The organism is Sphingomonas sp. 37zxx (assembly GCF_000786205.1).
Lineage (GTDB): Bacteria > Pseudomonadota > Alphaproteobacteria > Sphingomonadales > Sphingomonadaceae > Sphingomonas.
In genome coordinates this window covers 101792-122714 of record NZ_JROH01000001.1, presented here as the reverse complement: position 1 = coordinate 122714, position 20923 = coordinate 101792, and the positions used below count along the sequence as shown (strand labels likewise).

Genomic DNA, 20923 nt, shown 5'->3' with positions numbered 1-20923 from the left:
GGTACTCAGCGTCCTTCATTCGTGCCGGCGGGTCCGCGCGCATCGTCTGCCGTGGCAGCCGATGCGCCCTGCGAGCCGGTTTCGCAAGGCAAGGGGGCGGGGTCTGGTCCGATAAAATGCAGCCACCGTGTCAGCGCTTCGCTGACCCGCTTGGCCGCCTTGGGATCGGTTACGGCAGCATGTACCACATTTTCGCGGCCTAGCGCCAATGACAATATGGTGCGGTCGATCGGCAATGTCATCCCCTTGAGATCACTGCCTTCACGGTCACTGCCCACGCGCCATGCCTGGGCCAGCTTGCGGCTGCCATCGTCGCTGGCATCGGCGGCATGCAGCAGCACGCGAAGCTTGCCCGAACGCGCAGCCTCGCCGATCCGGTCACCGCCGACGATCAGAAAACCCGCTTTCGACTCCAGCCCAAGCCGGTCGAGTGCGTTGCGGCGCAACTGATCCTCGATCCGCTGCGGCAGATCGGGGGAGATCGTGAAATCGCCGGTCTTGAACGCACGCGCCAGCCCGCCGCGCAGCTTGCCCTTGGCAAGCGCCGCTTCCAACTCGACGCGCGTGACGCCGATCCACCCGCCACGGCCAGGAGCCTTGGCACGCACATCGGGATGCACCTGGTTGTCGGGGCCAAGCACCAGCCGCACCAACCCGTCACGCGGCGCTTCCTCGCGCGACAGCACACAGGTGCGGATCGGGTCGTTCGAAATGCCCCCCTCCCGCTTGCGAGTTTCAGGTGAACGATGCCTCGCATCGTTCAGGTCAGGCTGGGAGCCTGACCGACCCGAAGCTGGGTTGGGGGAGGACGTGTCCACAAGTGACCCGCCTTCGGTTACCAGCCCCTCGCCGACCCCTTCGCCATGGGGCGAAAGGGGGGATGAAGCAGTCAGGCCAACTTCCGCCCGATCATTGCTCGGATTCCGCAACAGCGTCCTCCCCGGCATCTTCGGTTTCGGGGGCGGCGGCCTTGGGTGCCGCGGGTGCCTCGTCCTCGAACCAGTGCGCGCGCGCGGCCATGATGATTTCGTTGCCCTGCTCGTCGCTCAACGAATAATCGGCCAGGATGCCGCCCTTGGGCTCGGGCCGCTTTGGCGTGTCGTCGTTGCGGCGGCGCGGTTCGGTGCGCTTCTTCTCGACCAGCTCGTCGGTCGCCAGATCGGCCAGGTCGTCGAGCGTCTTGATCCCCGCCTTGCCCAGCGTCACCAGCATCGCCTCGGTCAGATACGGCATCGTCGCCAGGTCGTCCTCGACCCCCAGCGAGCGGCGCAGTTCGCGATTCGCTTCCTCGCGGCGATCCAGCGCTTCCTGCGCGCGATTCTGCAATTCGCCCGCCAGATCCTCGTCAAAGCCCTCGATCGTCGCCAGCTCGGCGATTTCGACATAAGCGACTTCTTCCAGCTCGCCAAAGCCCTCGGCGACCAGGAGCTGCGCCAGCGTCTCGTCGACGTCGAGCTCCTTTTCGAACATCGTCGATCGCTCGACAAATTCCTTCTGCCGCTTCTCGCTGGCATCGGCTTCGGTGAGGATGTCGATGGCCTTGCCGGTCAACTGGCTGGCAAGCCGCACATTCTGGCCGCGACGGCCGATCGCCAGCGAAAGCTGGTCGTCGGGCACCACTACTTCGATTCGATCATCTTCCTCGTCGATCACTACGCGCGCGACGTTGGCGGGCTGCAATGCGTTGACGACGAAGGTCGCGATGTCGGGCGACCAGGGGATGATATCGATCTTTTCGCCCTGCATTTCCTGCACCACCGCCTGCACGCGGCTGCCCTTCATCCCGACGCACGCGCCGACCGGATCGATGCCCGAATCATGGCTGATGACGCCGATCTTGGCGCGGCTGCCCGGATCACGCGCTGCCGCCTTGATCTCGATGATGCCGTCATAGATTTCGGGCACTTCCTGCGCGAAAAGCTTCTTCATGAAGTCGGGGTGCGCGCGGCTGAGGAATATCTGCGGCCCGCGATTTTCGCGGCGAACACTGAAGATCAGGCTGCGGATGCGGTCGTTGACGCGCACCGCTTCGCGCGGAATCTGCTGGTCGCGGCGGATGACGCCCTCGGCACGGCCCAGATCGACCACGACATGGCCGAACTCGACCCGCTTGACGACGCCGGTAATGATCTCGCCGACGCGGTCCTTGAATTCCTCATGCTGGCGATCGCGCTCGGCGTCGCGAACCTTCTGGAAGATGATCTGCTTCGATGCCTGCGCCTGGATGCGGCCGAATTCGATCGGCGGCAGCGGATCGACGATATAATCGCCGACTACCGCACCCTTTTGCAGCTTCTGCGCCTGCGCGACATCAACCTGCTTGAAGAAATCGTCGACCGCCTCGACGACTTCGACGACGCGCCACAGCCGCAGATCGCCGGTCACCGGATCGAGCTTGGCGCGGATGTCGTTTTCGGCACCATAGCGATTCTTGGCGGCGCGCTGGATCGCGTCCTCCATCGCTTCGATGACGATCGCCTTGTCGATCAGCTTTTCCTTGGCGACCGAATCGGCGATCGCGATCAGCTCGGCGCGGTTGGCAGTAACGGCGGTGGCCATCAGTCCTGTTCCTCTGCTTCGGTTTCGTCGGTGCCGTCGATCGGCGCTTCGATGATTTCGTCGGCTCCGGCCAGCGACAGTGGCTGGGTGGCGGCGATCAATTTATCGGTCAGCAGCAGCTTCGCCTCGGCGACCTGCGCGAACCCGATCGTCATTTCCTTGTGCTTGCGAACGTCGATCGTGATCTGGTCGCCCTCGGTGCCCACCAGGATGCCGGTGAGTTGCTTGCGGTTATCGACCGGCTCGACCAGGTGGATGCGCGCTTCATGCCCCGCCCAGTCGCTGAAATCGGCAAGCCGGGTCAGCGGACGGTCGATGCCCGGCGACGATACTTCGAGCCGATACGCCTCGACGATCGGATCCTTTTCGTCGAGCACGTCCGAAATCCGCCGCGACAGCGCCGCGCAATCCTCGATCATCAACTGGCGGGTATCGGGCCGCTCGGCCATCACCTGCAATGTCGGGTCCGAAGTGCCGCCGAACATCTTGACGCGCACCAGCGCCAGCCCGAGCGCGGTCGCTTCGGGTTCGATCAGGGCAGTCAGGGCGGCAATATCGGCCATGCGGTCTTTCGTTGTACAGGCAAGCAGCTAGCGCGCCGGAGCCTTTCGGTCCCGACCTCGTCAGTGTCACCAATGTCGAGAAGACCTGCCATATACGCCGCGATTCGGCGATCGGCAAGCGCCTCTGGCGGAACCGTGTCGCTTGATGCAGGTTTGCGTTAAAACGCAATTTTCTCGGGAGAGACCATGACCATGCGAATAGCCCTTTTCACCACCATCGCCTCGACCACCTTATTGGCGTGTGGCGCACCCGATCAGGGCAATGCAGCCGTCACCGCCGATCCGGCTGCCGGCGCGCCCGCCAATGCGGTGCCCGCGGCAGCAGCACAAACCGGCCTGCCCTTTGCGATTACCCCGGTTGCCGATTTCAACGCTCCCTGGGCGATGACCTTCCTGCCCGACGGACGGATGCTGGTGACCGAAAAGGCGGGCAAACTGCTGCTCGTCTCGGCCGATGGCAAGACCAAGACCGAAGTGTCGGGCATCCCGGCGGTCGACAGCGCCGGTCAGGGCGGCCTGATGGACGTCGTCCTCCATCCGCAATTCGCGCAGAATCGGATGGTCTATTTCAGCTTTTCCGAAACCGGCCCCGGCGGCAAGGGCGTCGCGCTGGCAAGCGGTGTGATGCAGGATGGCGCATCGCCGTCACTACAGAATGTGTCGGTAATCTTCCGCGCCTCGCACTATGTCGAGGGTAATGGCCATTATTCGGGCCGGATCGCCTTTGCGCCCGATGGCCAGCATCTGTTCTTCACCAATGGCGAGCGGCAGAAATTCGATCCGGCGCAGGATCCCAAGGCGACATTGGGCAAGGTGCTTCGCCTGACACTTGACGGCAAACCGGCGGGCGATCCCGGCCTGACCGGACGGGGCTTCCATCCGGCGGTCTGGTCCTATGGCCATCGCAATTTGCTCGGCATCGCCTTTGATGGCATGGGCAATTTGTGGGAGCAGGAAATGGGGCCGAAGGGCGGCGACGAGGTCAACCTGATCCTGCCGGGCAAGAATTACGGCTATCCGATCGTCTCCGATGGCGATCATTATGACGGTCGCGACATTCCCGATCACGACACCCGCCCCGAGTTTGAAAAGTATAAAGTCACCTGGAATCCGGTGATCTCGCCCGGCGGGCTGATTGCCTATTCGGGCAGCATGTTTCCGCAATGGCAGGGCGATCTGTTCATCGGTGGCCTTTCGTCCCAGTCGCTGGTTCGCGTCGATGTCAACGGCACCAACGCCACCAAGGGCGACCAATGGGGCATGAACGCCCGCATCCGCGAGGTAGAGCAAGGGCCGGATGGCGCGCTCTATGTCCTCGAAGACGGCGAAGGCGGGCGGTTGCTCAAGCTGACGCCCAGGTGATCGCAGCGGCGGCGGGATCGCGTGTCCCGCCGCCGCCCTGTGCTACCGGGCCACCGGCTCGGTATCATAGACCATTACCCGCTCCCAAAGCGCGGCATTGTCCTCGACGAACTTCAAATGGATCGGATCGACCTGATAGGCGTCCTGTTCGGCCTTATTGTCGAAGAACAACGTCCAGGATACCGAATAGGAACTGTCGATCACGTCGCGCCGCGTCGGGGCGGGCTGGCCGATCTGATAGCGGCGGATCGTTTGTACCGCCGCCAGCTTTTCCAGCGCGGCGATCAATTTGGCCCGATCGGCGGCGCTGTCGGGATTCTTCAGCCAGAAAAACACATGATGTACGAACCGCGCCTCGCGCGGTGTCTGCGCGCGCGCCGGCGCGGCGACGAACAGCGAGGACAGCACCACCCCGGCAACCAGCCAGCCCAGTTTCGAACGGCTCATCGGTTTGCTCCCATCTCGGCCCGGCGCGCCGCCAGCACATCGGCAAGCCGGGTCCATTTCACATCGCCCGCGCTGTTTTCGATCATCGCCTCGACAAAGGTCATGGTCCGCAGACCATCGTCGATCCCGGGAAACCAGTCGGCATCGCCGGTCACCGGGGCCGAAGCCGCCGCCGACACGGTGCGCGCGAAGCTGCGATACAGATTGGCGAACGCCTCGATATAGCCTTCGGGATGCCCCGCCGGGGTCCGCAGCCGCGCGGTGGTCAGCGCGTCGAGCCCCGGACCGCCAGCGCGCACGATCTCGGCGGGCCGGTCGAGCCAGCGCAACGTCAGCGTGTTCGGCTCCATCTGCGACCAGTCGAGCCCGCCCTTCTCGCCATGAATCCGCAGCCGCAAGCCATTTTCATCGCCCGCCGCGACCTGGCTGGCCTTGAGCGTGCCGCGCGCGCCGCCCTCGAAGCGCAGCAGCGCCGATACATCGTCGTCGAGCCGCCGTCCGGGAACATGGATCGTCAGATCGGCGCTCAGTGCCTCGACCCGCAGCCCCGATACATGCTCGGCCAATTGAAACGCATGCGTGCCGATGTCGCCCAGGCACCCGCCCAGCCCCGCGCGCGCCGGATCGGTGCGCCATTCGGCCTGTTTGTTACCGGCGACGTCGATCGCCTGGCTCAGCCATCCTTGCGAATATTCGACCTGCACCAGCCGGATCGCGCCCAGATCGCCGCGCGCGACACGCACCCGCGCCTCCTCGACCAGGGGATAACCGCTATAGGTGAAGGCAAGGCCATATAACCTGCCCGAGCGCTCGACCGCCTCGGCAATCGCCAGCGCTTCGCCCAGGTTCAACGCCATCGGCTTTTCCGACATCACGTCGAACCCGGCGTCGAGTGCGGCGATCGCCATCGGCGCGTGCAGGTGGTTGGGGGTGACGATCGCCAGCGCCTGCATCCGCTCACCCGTCGGCAGCGCCGCTTCGGCCGCCAGCAGCGCATCAAGCGAGGGATAGGCGCGGGCGGGGTCTAGCCCAAGCGCGGCGGCGCTGCGGGCATTGCGTTCGCCATCGCTGCTGAAGGCACCGCAGACCAGCGCGCATTCACCGTCGAGCGCCGCCGCCATGCGATGGACCGCGCCGATAAACGCGCCCTCGCCACCACCCACCATGCCATAGCGCAGTTTCATTGCCGATGCCGATGCCAGTGCCGTCATACACAGCCCCTCCCTATTGTCTGTGTTCATGGGTAGCGCCGCAATCCCGCCATGCCAAATGACTTGCGTTAAGCGCCGCGACAGGCAGGATGTGTTGCAAGCCTCAAAACGCAAGCCGCGCCAACGGCTTGCTCACACCAAAGGGAACCCGCTACAAGCCGGGCAACCGATCGCAATAGACCGGAGAGGTTCATGAAATTCCCGTTTGCGGCCATGCTGGTTACAGCCGCCTTGTCGATCGCCCCTACTGCTGCAACCGCGCAAAACGCCGCCAATGCGGGGGCACAGACCTTCAACACCTGCCGCGCCTGCCACACGCTGAATGCGGGCGGACGCAACGGTGCCGGCCCCAATCTGCACGGTTTATTTGGGCGTCAGGCTGCCTCTGCTGCCGGTTTCAGCTATAGCCCGGCGCTGAAGGCGTCGAAGATCCGCTGGGATGAAAAGACGCTCAGCGACTATCTCGAAGCGCCTGCGAAACGAGTACCGGGGACGCGCATGGTGGTGAAGGTCGCCGACCCTGCCCGCCGTGCGGCGTTGATCGCTTATTTGAAAACCGAAACCTCGAAATGATCGATCCGATGGGAGTTTGCCGATGAAGGGACCAGCCGTCTTCCTCGCCCAGTTCATGGGTGACGCCGCACCGTTCGACACGCTCGCCTCGGCGGCGCGCTGGATGGCCGATGCGGGCTATGTCGGGGTGCAGATCCCCACCTGGGACAGCCGCTGCATCGATCTGGCCAAGGCCGCCGACAGCCAGGATTATTGCGACGAGCTGGCGGGCACCTGCCGCGAGGCGGGCGTCGAGATCACCGAGCTCTCGACGCATCTGCAGGGCCAATTGGTCGCGGTGCATCCGGCCTATGACGTCGCCTTCGACGCCTTCGCGCCGCAAGCGCTGCACGGCAAGCCGGTCGAGCGCCAGGCCTGGGCGGTCGAGCAGGTAAAGCTGGCCGCGCGCGCCAGCCGCCGGCTGGGGCTGAACGCCGCCGCCACTTTCTCGGGTGCGCTCGCATGGCCTTATCTCTATCCTTGGCCGCCGCGCCCCGCCGGCTTGGTCGAGGAAGCCTTTGCCGAACTCGCCAGGCGCTGGCACCCGATCCTCGATGTGTATGAAGATCAGGGGATCGACCTCGCCTATGAAATTCATCCGGGCGAGGATTTGCATGATGGCGTGACCTTCGAACGCTTCCTGGCGGGCGTCGACAATCATCCGCGCGCCAACATCCTCTACGACCCAAGCCATTATGTGCTGCAATCGCTCGATTATTTGCAGTTCATCGATTTCTATCACGAGCGGATTCGGATGTTCCACGTCAAGGATGCCGAGCTTAATCCCAATGGTCGCTCAGGCGTGTATGGCGGGTTTCAGGATTGGGTCGATCGCCCCGGCCGCTTCCGTTCGCTTGGCGACGGGCAGGTCGATTTCGGCGGCATCTTCTCCAAGCTCACCCAATATGGCTATGCCGGCTGGGCAGTGCTCGAATGGGAATGCTGCCTGAAACATCCCGAAGACGGGGCGAGGGAAGGCGCACCGTTCATCGAAGCGCATATGATCCGAAAGGCCGAGGGCGCATTCGACGATTTCGCCGGCGGCGGCGATCCTGCGCTCAATCGTGCAATGTTGGGCTTGACCTGAGGCGAAGCGCCGATCAACTTGTATGACAATAAAACAAATACGAAGGGGGGATGCGTGGCTAGCGAAGCGAGCACGGCAATACCGGGAGCCGAGAGCGTCAATAAGGGTCGGCTATTCTGGCTCGGCGTATTGGCGCTATTTACCGCCGCCTCCAGCCTCGCGATCCGCGGCGCGATCGCCAGCGGCCTCAAAAGCGAATGGATCGATCCGATCAATGCGTTGCAGGCGGGCGAATTGCTTGCCGCTGCGCTGGGCGCTGCGTTTCTGAGCTTTGCGATCACCGTATTCGTCGCCAGCACCTTGCTCGACCAGATCGGCATGAAGCGCTGCCTGTTGCTGGCGGGCTGCTGCTTCGTGCTGGGGCCGCTCGCCATCGCCACCGCCGGCAATCTCGCCACCGGCATGACGGTCTACACGATCGTATGGTTCGGCATGTTGCTCAGCGGCATCGGCTGGGGCCTCACCGAAGCCGCGATCAACCCGCTCACCGCCCAGCTCTATCCCGAAGACACCACCCACCGCCTGAACGTGCTCCATGCCTGGTTCCCCGGCGGCATCATCGTCGGCGGGCTGGCGGGCTTTTTCCTGTCCGACATACTGCCCTGGCAGGGAATCATGGCGCTGGTGATCGTTCCCGCCATCGCCACCATCGTGATCGCCGCCACCACCACCTTCCCACCGCCGCTTCGCGCGCAAAGCGGCGTCGGCTTTGGCGAAATGCTGGGCGAGGTATTCCGCCGCCCAAGCTTCTTCATCTGGTTCGGCGCGATGTTCCTCACCGCCGCGTCCGAACTGGCGCCGGGCCAGTGGATCGACGTCGCGCTCACCAATCGCGTCGGGATGCGCGGCATCTTGCTGCTGGTCTATGTCAACGCGCTGATGTTCGTGTTTCGCCACTTCGCGGGGCGGCTGGCCAACACGATTTCCAATCCGGGGCTGTTGTGGGTGTCCAGCCTGCTGGCTGCGATCGGCCTGTTCATGCTGGCACAGGCACAGTCGCCGCTCGCCGCGATCATCGCCTCCACCGTCTGGGGACTTGGCGTTTGCGTGATGTGGCCGACGATGCTGGCATCGGTCGCCGAACGCTATCCGCGCGGCGGGTCCTGGGCGCTGGGGCTGGTCGGTTCGGCAGGTGCGATGGCCAGCTTTTTCGTGCTGCCGCAGCTTGGCGCGATGTTCGATCAGGCCAAGGTAGAGTTCGCCGGCGGTCCCGCCGCCTTTGCCGCGCTGACCGGCGATGCGCTGCTTGCCGTGGAGGACGCGGCCGCATCGGTATCGTTCCAGCGACTGGCGATCCTGCCGCTTATCCTGCTGGCGGTATTCGGCGTCATCTGGTTGCGCGAGCGCGGCAAATCGCGCGCGCATCTTGCGGGGGAGATCGCATGAAAGTATCGCGTCGATCGATGCTGGCGGCGGGAGCCGTCGGCGCCACCGCCATCGGCACCGCAACGCTGGCGGGCACCCCCGGCCAGAACCGCGCCACCTTCTCGCTGAAATTCGCACCGCATGAGGGCAGCTTCAAAAGCCGCGGCGACCGGCTGGAACAGATCGCCTACGCCGCCGATCAGGGCTTTACCGCCTGGGAAGACAATGAAGCCGCCGGCCGATCGGTCGCCGACCAGACCGCGATGGCAAAGGCGCTGCAACAGCGCGGCATGACGATGGGCGTCTTCGTCGCCAGCATGCCCAAATGGTCGGAGTTCCGCCCGCTGCTTGGCGGCAATGACGACGCCGATCGCGAAGGCTTTCTCGCCGACATCCGTGCCTCGGTCGAGGTCGCCAAGCGGCTGAATGCCAAGCACATGACCATCGTCACCGGCTTCATGGATCGCCGGTTGCCGGTGGAGATCCAGACCGCGCGAGTGATCGACGTGCTTCGCCGCGCCGCCGACATTTACGCGCCGCATGGACTGGTGATGGTGATGGAGCCGCTCAACACGCTGGTAAACCATCCCGGCGTCTTCATGTCGTCGATCCCGCAGGGCTTCGCGGTCGCGCGCGCGGTCGACAGCCCGGCGATGAAGGTGCTCGCCGACCTGTATCATGAACAGATTCAAGCCGGGAATTTGATCAACACGCTCGATCAATGCTGGAGCGAAATCGGCTATATCCAGTTCGGCGACAATCCCGGCCGCAAGGAGCCGGGCACCGGCGAAATCAACTATCAGAATGTCGTCCGCTGGCTCCGCGCCAAGCGCTTTGGCGGGGTGATCGGCATGGAACATGGCAATTCGGTAGAGGGCCGCGCGGGCGAGGATCGGCTGGTCGCCGCCTATCGCGCGATCGACGCGGTATGAAGGGAGTGCACATGCAGCGCATGTTGATGGCGATCGGCGCGGTGGTGTCGATCGGGGGTATCGCTATGGCACAGGACAAGCCGGGCTTTCGCGACACGCCGATGCTGCCCGACGGCAAATGGCGCGTCCATGATTCGGAACGCCCCCATCCGACGGTCGTCACCCCCGGCCCTGCCGCCGGCGCCGCGCCGTCCGACGCGATCATGCTGTTCGACGGGCGCTCGCTCGATGCCTGGACCGCGCAAGGGGCGGCTTGGCAAATCGCCGGCGGCGCCTTCACCGTTCCCCCGCGCGCCGGCGGCAAGGAAAGCGCGCTGGTCACCAAGCAGAGCTTCGGCGACGTCCAGCTCCACCTCGAATTCCGCAGCCCCAACCCGCCGACCAAAAGCTCGCAGGATCGCGGCAACAGCGGCATCTGGTTCATGCAGCGCTACGAGATCCAGATCCTCGACGGCTATCAAAACCCTACTTATGCCGACGGCACCGTCGGCGCGATCTATGCGTGGAAGCCGCCGCTGGTGAACCCATCGCGCAAGCCCGGCGAATGGCAAAGCTACGACATCGTCTTCGAACGCCCCCGCTTCGGCACCGACGGCGCGCTGCTTCGCCCAGCCTATATCACCGCCTTCCTCAACGGCGTGCTGGTGCAAAATCGTCAGCCCTGGCTCGGCACCACCGTCTGGCGGCAGGTGGCGAAATATGAACCGCATGGCGATGCCGCGCCGATCCAGCTGCAGGATCATGATTCGGCGGTGTCGTTCCGCAACATCTGGGTGCGCCCGCTGCCCGAGCCGGCGCTGAGCCATGATTTCCAAGGAGCCGTGAAATGATCGATCGCAGAAATGCACTTGCCGGCATGGCGGCGATGTTCGGCACCGCGCTGTTCGCTCCGATCGCGCGCGCGGCAGCGGGGCAGGTGGTGCCGATCAGCGATGGCGCAGCCTCGGTCGCGGTGTTCACCACCGAACAGCGCGCGCTGATGACCGCGCTCAGCGAACGGGTGATGCCCACCACCGACACCCCCGGAGCGATCGCCGCCGAAGTGCCGCAGTTCATCGAAAAATTGCTCGCCGACTGGGCGCTGCCCGAAGATCGCGTGCCGATCGTCGCTGGCCTCGATTCGATCGAGGCGCGATGCCGCGCCGATTATAAGGTCGCAGGCGCCAAGGCGAGCGCGGCGCAGCACGACGCACTGCTGACGCTGGCGATGAACGACCAGCTTCCTGGCGGCAAAGCGTTTTTCGAACGGTTCCGCCAGCTCGTCGTCACCGGCTATTTCACCTCCGAAATCGGCATCATGCAGGAACGCGAATATCTGCCGGTGCCCGGCAGCTATGACGGTGCCTTTCCCTATGCCAATGTGAACAAGGTATATTCGGCATGATGATCAATCGCCGCCAGTTGCTGGGCACCGGCGCTGCCCTCACCACGCTCGCCGCCGCCGGCCCTGCCTTCGCACAGGGGACCAGGCCGATCGGCCTGCAACTCTATACCGTGCGCGAATTGTTCACGCCCGATCCGATGGGTACGCTCGAAAAAGTGGCGCGGATCGGCTATCGCGAGGTCGAATATGGCGGTGGCGGCTACGACAAGATGGATCATGCCGCGCTCCGCCGGACGATGGACCGGCTGGGGCTGACATCGCCGTCGATCCATGTCGCCTATGAAACGCTGCTCGCCGATTTTGACGGCGTCGTGCGGATGGCCAAGACGCTGGGGGCAGACACCGTCGTGTTGCCCTACATGACCGATCCGTATCGCACCCTGCCCGCCTGGACCAAGGCAATCGCCGATTTCAGCCGGTTTGGCGAAGCCCTCAAAAAACTTGGCCTCGACTTCGCCTATCACAACCATGATTTCGAATTCACGCTGAAGCCCGAAGGGCGCAGCCTGTTCGACCGCCTGGTCACCGAAACCGATCCGGCGCTGGTGAAGATCGAACTCGACCTGTTCTGGACAGTGGTCGCGGGCGTCGATCCCAAGGCGCTGATCCGCAGCATGCCCGGTCGCATCTATGCCTATCACGTCAAGGACCGCACCACCGATGGCAAGATGACCAGCGTGGGCAAGGGCGTGATCGATTTCGCCGACATCTTCGCACTCAACGACCTTGCCGGCGTGCGGCATTTCTATGTCGAAAATGATCAGTCGCCGGCCCCCTATCTGCCCGACATCACCACCAGCTTCCAGACGCTCAGCCGCCTGCGCGCCTGACCCGCACTCGAGGACATTCACATGCAAGCGACCGACAAGTTCGACGCGATCGTCATCGGCTCCGGGGTGAGCGGCGGTTGGGCGGCCAAGGAACTGACCGAAAAGGGACTGCGCGTCCTGATGCTTGATCGCGGCGTCATGGTCGAACACGGCCAGGATTATGATTATGACGGCAAACCGGCCTTCGAAATCCCGGCACGCGATCAAATGCCGGCGGAACTGCTGAAAACCGATTATTTCATCGCCAGGCACGGCTATGTCGCGCCGAGCACCCAGAAATATTATAATAACGACCGGCTGAACCCCTATGCCTATGACGAAGGCGACAAGTTTTACTGGATTCGCCCGGCCGCGGTCGGGGGCAAATCGCTGATCTGGGGCCGCTGGTCGTTCCGCTGGGCACCCGAAGACTTCGAAGCCAATAAGCGCGAGAATGTCGCGATCGACTGGCCGATCCGCTATGAAGACGTCGCGCCGTGGTATGATTATGTCGAGAAATATATCGGCGTTTCGGGATCGCGCGAAAACCTGCCGCAATTGCCCGACAGCGTGTTCCAGCCGCCGATGCAGATGAACATCGCCGAGAAATGGCTGAAGCAACGGCTCGAGGAAACGTCGCCGGGGCGCAAGCTGATCAACACCCGCTTGTCGAACATGACCGAGGACAAAGAGGATCAGGGCCGCACCAAATGCCAATATCGCAACCAATGCGGTCGCGGCTGTTCTTTCGGTGCCTATTTCTCGACCCAGGCGGTGACGCTGCCGGCGGCCCGCGCCACCGGCAATCTCACCTTGCGCGCCAACATGCTGGTCACCAACCTGGAATATGACGCAAAGCGCAAGCGCGTCACCGGGGTTCGGGTGATCGACACCACGACCAACCAGGCCGAAATCATCCCGGCGGGCCTGGTTTTCCTGTGCGCTTCGGCGATGTCGTCGACCCAGATCATGATGAACACCCGCGCACCCGGCTCGACCAAAAGCGTGTTCGACAACAGCAATACGCTGGGTCGCTATGTCATGGACCATATCTTCCGAGTCGGCATCAGCGGCGAGATTCCGGGCATGACCGACTATATCGAATATGGCCGGCGTCCCGGCGGCGTCTATATTCCGCGCTTCCGCAATGTCGGCGGCGAAGAAGGCGTCGGCTTCAAGCGCGGCTATGGCTATCAGGGCGGCGCTCGCCGCGAGCCGATGCCCCCGGTCGGCTTTGGCGCTTCGATGAAACAGGCGATGCGCGGCTATGCCCCCTGGAGCTTCGGCATGACCGCGTTCGGCGAATGCCTGCCCTATGAAGATAATCGCGTCAGCCTGCACCCCGACAAGGTCGATCGCTTCGGCATGCCGCTGATGCGGTTCGACGTCACCTTCCGCGACAATGAACTCAAGATGATGACCGACGCGCGCGAACAGGGCGAGGAAATGCTCCGCAAGGCCGGCCTCGCCAACGTCACCAGCCGGCGCGGCGAACATGTGCCGGGTGATGCGATCCACGAAATGGGCGGCGCGCGCATGGGGGCCGATCCGCGCCAGTCGGTGGTCAACAAATGGGGACAGGCGCATGACGCGGCGAATCTGTTCGTCACCGATGGCGCGCAGATGACATCGGTCTCGTGCGTAAACCCCTCACTGACCTTCATGGCGCTCACCGCCCGCGCGGTCGATCACGCGGTGAAGCTGAAACAGGCCGGCACGATCTGATTGCTTCCCTCTCCTGCGGCGCGGGAGAGGGAAGCAACTTGTCAGCCGCGCGGCAACCTTCGCTCGACCACCAGCACCCCCACCGCCGCCGCGAACAGGCACGCGGCCAGGAACAGCATCGGTGCCAGGTCGCTCCCGGTTTCGTCGCGGATTCGCGGCACCACCGTCTGCGCGACGAACCCGCCCAGATTGCCCACCGAATTGATGATCGCCAACCCCGCCGCCGCCCCCGCCCCGCTCAGGAAGCGGGGCGGCAGCGTCCAGAACACCGGCTGGCCCGAAAAGATCGCGGGCGCGGCGATGCACAGCAATGCGAACTTCGCGACCGCGCCGGGCACCACCACGCTGCCGATCAGGCAGATGCCGCCAACGATCGCTGGCACCACGATATGCCAGCGCTGATCAGCGTAGCGCGCGGCGTGGCGCGGCACCGCCCACAGCGCCAGCCCCACCAGCACCCACGGAGTGATGTTGAGGAACCCGTTGACGGTGTTCGACACCCCGAACCCCTGGACGATCGTCGGCAGCCAATAGCTGAGGCCATAGGCCGCCAGCGGAAACCCGACATAGGCGGCGCTCAGCATCAGCACGCGGGGATCGAGCAGCGCGCGTAGCGGGTTGCCATGCGCCTCGCGCCCACCAGCGGTTCGCTCGGCCTCGAGCACTTCGGCAAGCCAGGTCTTTTGCGCCGGGGTCAGCCAGCGCGCCTCGTCCGGGCCGCTCGGCAGATAGCGCAGCACCACCGGCACCAGCAGCAAAGCGGGCGCGCCGGTCGCCAGGAACACCCATTGCCAGCCGCGCAAGCCCCCCAGCCCGTCAAGGTCGAGCAGCAACCCGCCCAGCGCCGCCCCCACCGCATTGGCGACCGCGCTCGCCAGCATGAACAACCCGATCGCACGCGCGCGATGCGCCTGCGGGAACCACAGGGTCAGCGCATAGAGCACGCCGGGAAAGAACCCCGCCTCGGCAACGCCCAGCAGGAAGCGGAGGATGTAGAACATCGTCGGGCTCTGGGTGAAGCCCAGCAGCAGCGTCACCACCCCCCAGCTCGCCATGATCCGCGCAAACCATCGCCGCGCGCCGACTCGCTCGAGGATCAGGTTGCTCGGCACTTCGAACAGGCAATAGCCGACGAAGAACAATCCCGCGCCCAAGCCATAGGCCGCCTCGCTGATGCCCAGGTCGCCGACCATTTGCAGCTTGGCATAGGACACGTTCTGCCGGTCGATATAGGCGACCATGTACAGCAGCCCGAGCAGCGGGATCAGCCGCCATGTCACCTGGTGCACCGTCGTGCGTCCCAGTTCGTCCATCGCTGCTCTCCTGCCCCCAAAGGTCATTGGTCCGGGAAAAGCCGCTCGCATGCAACCGGCGCTGATTCCTCCACCAAAATCTTTTTGGCCTGCCCATGCCACCCTATTGCTTTCGCGCGAGGCCAGCTTGGTCCATGCGTCGCGCCCGATCGATCGCGTCCGAACCACCCGCATTTCCGACGAAGCGCCGCCGGGTGGCGATTTACCCGCTTGCCCCCAAACGCTTTTAGGCACAATCTATGGTGGTAGCGAACGGGGGCGGACCCAAGCGCTGGTATCCGACGCACGATAGACCCATATCGTGGCACGGCTCGTTTCCGCTCCCCGGTGCAAAACGATCACTTTTTGTTCTCGCGCACCTCGCGGGATGGTAATTTCGGCATCTACCCGCGACTCGGGGTGCATGCCGCACGAATGAGAGACGGGGGCCAGTCATGGATTTCAGGGACGATCAGCACGTGAGCGATACCGCGACCGACACCATTATCGAGGCCGGCATCGAAGCCGCCACCAAAGCCGCAACCGAGGCTGCCGCGCCCAAGAAGCGCAACTCGCACACCGTCGATGTCCAGCTTTATGCGGTCGAGGTCGATCATTCGCGCGACGCGCTGCTGACCGATTTCGGCAAGGAAACACTCAAGGATCGGTATCTGCTGCCGGGTGAGAGCTATCAGGATCTCTTCGTCCGCGTCGCCTCGGCCTATGCCGATGACGCAACGCATGCGCAGCGGCTGTATGACTATATCTCGAAGCTGTGGTTCATGCCCGCAACGCCCATACTGTCGAACGGTGGCACCGGGCGAGGCCTGCCGATTAGCTGTTATCTCAATTCGGTTCCCGACAGCCTTGAGGGCATCGTCCAGACCTGGAACGAGAATGTCTGGCTCGCCTCGCGCGGCGGCGGCATCGGCACCTATTGGGGCAATGTCCGCGGCATCGGCGAGCCGGTCGGCCTCAACGGCAAGACCAGCGGCATCATTCCGTTCGTCCGCGTGATGGATTCGTTGACACTGGCGATCAGCCAGGGCTCGCTTCGCCGTGGTTCGGCTGCCTGCTATCTCGACGTCTCGCACCCTGAGATCGAAGAGTTCCTCGAAATCCGCAAGCCCAGCGGCGATTTCAACCGCAAGGCGCTCAACCTGCACCACGGCGTGCTGATCCCCGACGCCTTCATGGAAGCCGTCCGCGCAGGCGACGAATGGCAGCTCAAAAGCCCCAAGGACGGCAGCGTCCGCGCGACGGTCGATGCCCGCTCGCTGTTCCAGAAATTGGTCGAGACGCGGCTTGCGACCGGCGAGCCCTATATCGTCTTTAGCGATCACGTGAATTCGACGATGCCCAAGCATCATCGCGACCTGGGTCTGAAGGTTTCGACCTCGAACCTGTGCAGCGAGATCACTTTGCCCACCGGGCGCGATCACCTCGGCAACGACCGCACCGCAGTCTGCTGCCTCTCGTCGCTCAACATCGAAACCTGGGACGAGTGGAACGGCGACAAGCGCTTCATCGAGGACGTGATGCGCTTCCTCGACAATGTGCTGCAGGATTATATCGACCGCGCCGAACCCGGCATGGAGCGCGCCGCTTATTCGGCGATGCGCGAACGTTCGGTCGGCCTCGGCGTCATGGGCTTCCATTCGTTCCTGCAGGCGCGCTGCCTGCCGTTCGAGGGCGCGATGGCCAAGTCGTGGAACCTGCGAATCTTCCGCCACGTCTCGGCGCAAGTGAACGAAGCATCGATGCAACTCGCGATCGAGCGCGGCCCCTGCCCCGACGCCGCCGACATGGGCGTGATGGAGCGCTTCAGCTGCAAGATGGCGATCGCGCCCACCGCGTCGATCAGCATCATCTGCGGCGGCACCAGCGCCTGCATCGAGCCGATCCCGGGCAATATCTATACCCACAAGACGCTGTCGGGCAGCTTCGTGGTGCGTAACCCGCATCTGGAAAAGCTGCTGTCGGCCAAGTCGAAGAACTCCGACGCGATCTGGAACTCGATCCTGGAAAAGGGCGGCAGCGTCCAGCATCTCGATTTCCTGAACCAGGATGAAAAGGATGCGTTCAAGACCAGCTTCGAGATCGACCAGCGCTGGCTGCTCGAACTCGCGGGCGATCGCACCCCCTATATCGACCAGGCGCAGTCGCTGAACCTGTTCATCCCCGCCGATGTCGAGAAGTGGGATCTGCTGATGCTCCACTTCCGCGCGTGGGAATTGGGCATCAAATCGCTTTATTATCTCCGCTCGAAGTCGATGCAGCGCGCCGGTTTTGCCGGCAGCGGCGGGGTCGAGGCCGACAACACGATCGACAAGCCCACCTTCGATCTGGGCGAATCGACCGACTATGACGAGTGCCTCGCCTGCCAGTAAGCATCGCCTGACCCGTCGCTATCAACCCCGGCGTCTCACCCGAGACGCCGGGGTTTTCTGTGCCTTTCGACCCATCCCGCCTGCCCCCGATATTGACAAACCCCCACGCACGCCGCAGGAGATGCGAATTGTTTGCATTAGCGGCGCGAAAGTGAAAAGCGGTACATGAACTGGCCGATGACGATGAAGCGTAGCTAAGCCGCCATGCATCAAGCTACCACCAACCCCGTAGCCGCCACCACCAGCCCCGCACCGCCCCGCCGCAAATCGGGCCGCAAGGCATTCTGGCTGAAACAGACTTATTTGTGGCATTGGGTCAGCTCGGCGATCAGTCTGGTCGGCCTGTTGCTGTTCGCCATCACCGGCATCACGCTCAACCATGCGGGTGAGATCGAATCGACGCCGAGGGTGAACACCGCCGCCGCCGCGCTGCCCGCGCCACTGCTGGCGCAGCTATCGTCGAGCGATCAGACCGCGCGCCCGATCCCCACCCCGGTCGCGCGCTGGATCGAGGACGAGACCGGGCTTTCGCCGCGCGGCAATGCCGAATGGAGCGAGGGCGAAGTCTATGTCGCGCTGCCGCGTCCCGGCGGCGACGGCTGGGTCGCGATCGACAAGGCCAGCGGCGCGATCACCGCCGAAGTCACCGATCGCGGCTGGATTTCCTGGCTCAACGACCTGCACAAGGGCCGCAACACCGGCACCGCCTGGAAATGGTTTCTCGACATTTTTTCGGGCGCTTGTGTCATCTTCGCCCTCACCGGCTTCGTACTGCTCCAGATCCACGCCAAAAAGCGGCCAAGCACCTGGCCGCTGGTCGCGCTGGGCCTCGCCATTCCTACCATCATCACCCTTTTCTTCATCCATTGAGGACAATGACCATGCAGGTCCGCCACCAAATGCTGCTCACCGGCCTGCCGATGCTCGCGCTCGCCACGCCCGCCCTCGCCCAGACCGCGCAAATCGAACTCACGATCCCGCGCCTGAACGTCGCCGAATATAACCGGCCCTATGTCGCCATCTGGCTGGAAAAGCCCGGTGCCCCCGCGCGCACGCTTCAGGTCTGGTATGATTTCGACATGGCCAAGAACGAGGGCACCAAATGGCTGAGCGATGTGCGAAGCTGGTGGCGCGCCTCGGGCCGGACGATGCGCTTTCCCGCTGATGGCGTGACGGGTGCCACCCGCGCGCCGGGCAAGCATATGGTCCGCGTGCCGACCGGCCAGATGGCCCCCGGCCAATATGTGCTGGCGATCGAGGCAGCGCGCGAAGCAGGGGGCCGCGAGGTGATCCGCGTTCCCTTCAGCTGGCCGCCAAAGCCCGGCCAAAGCTTTACCGCATCGGGCAAATCCGAACTGGGCGCGGTCGCGCTCGCCTTCACGCGCTGATCAGGGGAATTTCGCCATGCTTCGCACCGCCACCGCCACCGCCATCGCCATCGCCGCCGTCGCCATCGCCGCAGTGCCTGCCAGCCTGCAGGCGCACCGGCTGTGGATGGCCCCCTCGACCACGATCATCTCGAGCGCCGATGGCTGGGTCACCTTCGACGCGGCGGCATCGACCGATGTATTCCACGCCGATCATCAGCCGATGCGCGTCGAGCCGAGCGCATTCGCCCCCGATGGCAGCGCCGCCAAGGTCGAGAATTTCAACACCGGGCGCTTCCGCAGCACCTTCGACCTGCATCTGACGCAGCCCGGGACCTGGAAGGTCGCGATGCAAAATGACGGCATCGGCGGCAGCTACAAGCTGAATGGCGAAGAAAAGCGCCTGCCGCGCGGCACCACTGCCGACAAATTGCCCGGCATCATCCCCGCCGGGGCGACCGACGTGGCGCTGACGCAGATGGAGAGCCGCTACGAGGTGTTCGTCACCTCGGGTGCGCCCACCGACACCGTGCTTCGTCCGACCGGCAAGGGACTCGAAATGGTGGCCGAAACCCATCCCAGCGATGTGGTGACCGGCGAAGACGCCGTGTTCGGCTTTATCGTGGATGGCAAGCCTGCAGCCGGGCTCGAGGTGCTGGTGGTGCGCGGCGGCAAACGCTATCGCGACGCGGTCGATGAACAGACGCTCAAGACCGATGCGGCGGGCAAGGTCCGCGTGTCGTTCAGCGAAGCGGGCATGTATTGGCTGAATGCCAGTGCAACTGGCAAGAGCGCGACCATCCCCGGAGCCGCGCGCCGCATGAGCTACACGACCACGCTGGAAGTGCTTGGCGCCTGACACGGCGATGCACGTCGCGATCCCGGCAATCGTCGCGCCCGAAGCGTTCGCCAGGCGCGACGCAGCGGCGCCGATTGCCCGGATCGGCGGCGACACGATGGGCACCAGCTGGTCGGCACTGGTAGTCGCGCCGCCGCCAGGGCTTGAGACCGCGCTTTGGCAAGCGATCGATTCGGTCATCATGTCGATGAGCCAATGGCGGCCCGATTCGGCGCTATCACGGTTCAATCGCTCGCCGATCGGCGAATGGCATGATTTGCCCGCCGATCTGGCCAAGGTGCTGGCCGCCGCGCTTGCGGTGAGCAGCACCAGTGACGGGGCCTTTGATCCTGCCTGCGGCGCGCTTGCCGATCTCTGGGGTTTCGGCCCACCGGGCGCGCGCGGCGATCTGCCCCGGCTACGCGAAGTCGCCGGTGCCCTTGCACGCAGCGGCGCGCATCAATTGGAACTATTTGGCCATCGCGCCCGCCGCCATGCCGGGGTCACGCTCGACCTGTCGGGCATTGCCAAGGGCTATGCGGTCGATCGGCTGGCCGCGACTTGTCGCGCGGCGGGGGTGCATGATTTTCTGGTCGAGATCGGCGGGGAGTTCGTCGGGGCCGGCATTCGCCCCGATGGCGAGCCCTGGTGGGTCGAGGTCGAAGCGCCGCCGGGCCTCCCTGCGTCGCTGCGAATCGCGCTGCACGATCTGGCGGTGGCAACGTCGGGCGATTATCGCCGCTTCATCGCCCGCAATGGCCGCCGCCTGGGCCACAGCATCGATCCGCGCACCGGCTGGCCGATCGAAAACGGCATCGTTTCGGCCACTGTCATCGCTGCCGATTGCATGACCGCCGATGCCTGGGCGACCGCGCTGACCGTGCTTGGCCCCGATGCGGCGATGGCGGCGGCGCAGCGCCATACCCTTGCCGCGCAGCTTCGCGCCGGCGATGGCCGCGAATGGATCACCCCCGCACTGGCGGCGATGCTCGCCTGACGCTTCCCCGTTCATGCCGAGCCTGCCCCGGCACGAACGGGGC

At 64.3% G+C, this 20923-nt stretch carries 20 protein-coding genes; 14 read left to right on the top strand and 6 right to left on the bottom strand.

Annotated elements, in window-relative coordinates; genetic code table 11:
* Positions 1-5 precede the first annotated feature (5 nt).
* From QU44_RS00590 to rimP, 3 genes are all read right to left on the bottom strand, one after another.
* Positions 6-686: a DUF448 domain-containing protein gene (locus QU44_RS00590; RefSeq protein ID WP_331377402.1), complete on the bottom strand. Its 681-nt coding sequence runs from the start codon at positions 684-686 to the stop codon at positions 6-8.
* A 223-nt stretch (positions 687-909) separates the two neighbouring features.
* Complete coding sequence (gene nusA, locus QU44_RS00585) at positions 910-2559, bottom strand: transcription termination factor NusA (RefSeq protein ID WP_033919434.1); 1650 nt, start codon at positions 2557-2559, stop codon at positions 910-912.
* Positions 2559-3122: a ribosome maturation protein RimP gene (gene rimP, locus QU44_RS00580; protein ID WP_033919432.1), complete on the bottom strand. Its 564-nt coding sequence runs from the start codon at positions 3120-3122 to the stop codon at positions 2559-2561. Before rimP ends, nusA begins: the two co-directional genes overlap by 1 nt.
* Before the next feature lie 192 nt (positions 3123-3314).
* Between rimP and QU44_RS00575 the strand changes: the two genes are divergently transcribed.
* On the top strand, positions 3315-4484 hold the full coding sequence (locus QU44_RS00575; protein ID WP_033919578.1) for a PQQ-dependent sugar dehydrogenase: 1170 nt from the start codon (positions 3315-3317) through the stop codon (positions 4482-4484).
* Between the two features lie 42 nt (positions 4485-4526).
* On the opposite strand, the gene QU44_RS00570 is transcribed toward QU44_RS00575, so the two are convergent.
* Together QU44_RS00570 and QU44_RS00565 are read right to left on the bottom strand one after the other, a co-directional pair.
* Entirely contained in the window at positions 4527-4931 is a 405-nt protein-coding gene (locus QU44_RS00570; protein ID WP_033919431.1) for a Dabb family protein, read from the bottom strand.
* Positions 4928-6142, bottom strand: a complete 1215-nt coding sequence (locus tag QU44_RS00565; RefSeq protein ID WP_231621556.1) for a Gfo/Idh/MocA family protein — start codon at positions 6140-6142, stop codon at positions 4928-4930. The genes QU44_RS00570 and QU44_RS00565 overlap by 4 nt, the downstream gene beginning before the upstream one ends.
* Before the next feature lie 192 nt (positions 6143-6334).
* Here QU44_RS00565 and QU44_RS00560 point away from each other — a divergent pair, with 192 nt between their 5' ends.
* From QU44_RS00560 to QU44_RS00525, 8 genes are read left to right on the top strand one after another with little or no spacing between them, the layout of a single operon-like run.
* Positions 6335-6715, top strand: coding sequence for a c-type cytochrome (locus QU44_RS00560; protein WP_033919428.1), 381 nt, complete (start codon positions 6335-6337; stop codon positions 6713-6715).
* A 22-nt stretch (positions 6716-6737) separates the two neighbouring features.
* Positions 6738-7781, top strand: coding sequence for a sugar phosphate isomerase/epimerase family protein (locus QU44_RS00555; RefSeq protein WP_033919427.1), 1044 nt, complete (start codon positions 6738-6740; stop codon positions 7779-7781).
* A gap of 54 nt (positions 7782-7835) precedes the next feature.
* Positions 7836-9167 carry an MFS transporter gene (locus tag QU44_RS00550; protein WP_231621555.1) on the top strand — a complete coding sequence of 444 codons (1332 nt, stop codon included), beginning with the start codon at positions 7836-7838 and terminating at the stop codon, positions 9165-9167.
* On the top strand, positions 9164-10078 hold the full coding sequence (locus QU44_RS00545) for a hydroxypyruvate isomerase family protein (RefSeq protein WP_033919426.1): 915 nt from the start codon (positions 9164-9166) through the stop codon (positions 10076-10078). The genes QU44_RS00550 and QU44_RS00545 overlap by 4 nt, the downstream gene beginning before the upstream one ends.
* An 11-nt stretch (positions 10079-10089) precedes the next feature.
* Positions 10090-10908: a 3-keto-disaccharide hydrolase gene (locus QU44_RS00540; RefSeq protein ID WP_231621554.1), complete on the top strand. Its 819-nt coding sequence runs from the start codon at positions 10090-10092 to the stop codon at positions 10906-10908.
* A complete protein-coding gene (locus QU44_RS00535; RefSeq protein ID WP_033919424.1) occupies positions 10905-11462 on the top strand; it encodes a gluconate 2-dehydrogenase subunit 3 family protein in 558 nt (185 codons plus the stop codon). The genes QU44_RS00540 and QU44_RS00535 overlap by 4 nt, the downstream gene beginning before the upstream one ends.
* On the top strand, positions 11459-12292 hold the full coding sequence (locus QU44_RS00530; protein WP_033919423.1) for a sugar phosphate isomerase/epimerase family protein: 834 nt from the start codon (positions 11459-11461) through the stop codon (positions 12290-12292). The genes QU44_RS00535 and QU44_RS00530 overlap by 4 nt, the downstream gene beginning before the upstream one ends.
* Before the next feature lie 21 nt (positions 12293-12313).
* A complete protein-coding gene (locus QU44_RS00525) occupies positions 12314-13996 on the top strand; it encodes a GMC family oxidoreductase (RefSeq protein ID WP_033919421.1) in 1683 nt (560 codons plus the stop codon).
* A 41-nt stretch (positions 13997-14037) separates the two neighbouring features.
* On the opposite strand, the gene QU44_RS00520 is transcribed toward QU44_RS00525, so the two are convergent.
* On the bottom strand, positions 14038-15309 hold the full coding sequence (locus QU44_RS00520) for an MFS transporter (RefSeq protein WP_052134184.1): 1272 nt from the start codon (positions 15307-15309) through the stop codon (positions 14038-14040).
* A gap of 434 nt (positions 15310-15743) precedes the next feature.
* On the opposite strand from QU44_RS00520, the gene QU44_RS00515 reads away from it, so the two are divergent.
* The 5 genes from QU44_RS00515 to QU44_RS00495 all read left to right on the top strand — a co-directional run bounded on the left by QU44_RS00515 (position 15744) and on the right by QU44_RS00495 (position 20880).
* Positions 15744-17678, top strand: a complete 1935-nt coding sequence (locus QU44_RS00515) for a ribonucleoside-diphosphate reductase subunit alpha (protein ID WP_033919420.1) — start codon at positions 15744-15746, stop codon at positions 17676-17678.
* Positions 17679-17882: 204 nt separating this feature from the next.
* On the top strand, positions 17883-18548 hold the full coding sequence (locus QU44_RS00510) for a PepSY-associated TM helix domain-containing protein (RefSeq protein WP_052134183.1): 666 nt from the start codon (positions 17883-17885) through the stop codon (positions 18546-18548).
* A gap of 11 nt (positions 18549-18559) precedes the next feature.
* Positions 18560-19066, top strand: a complete 507-nt coding sequence (locus tag QU44_RS00505) for a DUF2271 domain-containing protein (RefSeq protein ID WP_033919574.1) — start codon at positions 18560-18562, stop codon at positions 19064-19066.
* Positions 19067-19082: 16 nt separating this feature from the next.
* The gene (locus QU44_RS00500; RefSeq protein ID WP_052134182.1) at positions 19083-19904 is read left to right on the top strand and encodes a DUF4198 domain-containing protein; all 822 of its coding nucleotides are present in this window, start codon (positions 19083-19085) and stop codon (positions 19902-19904) included.
* Positions 19894-20880: an FAD:protein FMN transferase gene (locus tag QU44_RS00495; protein ID WP_231621553.1), complete on the top strand. Its 987-nt coding sequence runs from the start codon at positions 19894-19896 to the stop codon at positions 20878-20880. Before QU44_RS00500 ends, QU44_RS00495 begins: the two co-directional genes overlap by 11 nt.
* The last annotated feature ends 43 nt before the right edge of the window (positions 20881-20923 follow it).

Bases quoted from the DNA above. Each gene is read 5' to 3' on its own strand.
- nusA (WP_033919434.1), bottom strand. From the start codon at position 2,559: ATGGCCACCGCCGTTACTGCCAACCGCGCCGAGCTGATCGCGATCGCC.
- rimP (WP_033919432.1), bottom strand. From the start codon at position 3,122: ATGGCCGATATTGCCGCCCTGACTGCCCTGATCGAACCCGAAGCGACC.
- QU44_RS00575 (WP_033919578.1), top strand. From the start codon at position 3,315: ATGCGAATAGCCCTTTTCACCACCATCGCCTCGACCACCTTATTGGCG.
- QU44_RS00570 (WP_033919431.1), bottom strand. From the start codon at position 4,931: ATGAGCCGTTCGAAACTGGGCTGGCTGGTTGCCGGGGTGGTGCTGTCC.
- QU44_RS00565 (WP_231621556.1), bottom strand. From the start codon at position 6,142: ATGACGGCACTGGCATCGGCATCGGCAATGAAACTGCGCTATGGCATG.
- QU44_RS00560 (WP_033919428.1), top strand. From the start codon at position 6,335: ATGAAATTCCCGTTTGCGGCCATGCTGGTTACAGCCGCCTTGTCGATC.
- QU44_RS00555 (WP_033919427.1), top strand. From the start codon at position 6,738: ATGAAGGGACCAGCCGTCTTCCTCGCCCAGTTCATGGGTGACGCCGCA.
- QU44_RS00545 (WP_033919426.1), top strand. From the start codon at position 9,164: ATGAAAGTATCGCGTCGATCGATGCTGGCGGCGGGAGCCGTCGGCGCC.
- QU44_RS00540 (WP_231621554.1), top strand. From the start codon at position 10,090: ATGCAGCGCATGTTGATGGCGATCGGCGCGGTGGTGTCGATCGGGGGT.
- QU44_RS00535 (WP_033919424.1), top strand. From the start codon at position 10,905: ATGATCGATCGCAGAAATGCACTTGCCGGCATGGCGGCGATGTTCGGC.
- QU44_RS00530 (WP_033919423.1), top strand. From the start codon at position 11,459: ATGATGATCAATCGCCGCCAGTTGCTGGGCACCGGCGCTGCCCTCACC.
- QU44_RS00525 (WP_033919421.1), top strand. From the start codon at position 12,314: ATGCAAGCGACCGACAAGTTCGACGCGATCGTCATCGGCTCCGGGGTG.
- QU44_RS00520 (WP_052134184.1), bottom strand. From the start codon at position 15,309: ATGGACGAACTGGGACGCACGACGGTGCACCAGGTGACATGGCGGCTG.
- QU44_RS00515 (WP_033919420.1), top strand. From the start codon at position 15,744: ATGGATTTCAGGGACGATCAGCACGTGAGCGATACCGCGACCGACACC.
- QU44_RS00510 (WP_052134183.1), top strand. From the start codon at position 17,883: ATGCATCAAGCTACCACCAACCCCGTAGCCGCCACCACCAGCCCCGCA.
- QU44_RS00505 (WP_033919574.1), top strand. From the start codon at position 18,560: ATGCAGGTCCGCCACCAAATGCTGCTCACCGGCCTGCCGATGCTCGCG.
- QU44_RS00500 (WP_052134182.1), top strand. From the start codon at position 19,083: ATGCTTCGCACCGCCACCGCCACCGCCATCGCCATCGCCGCCGTCGCC.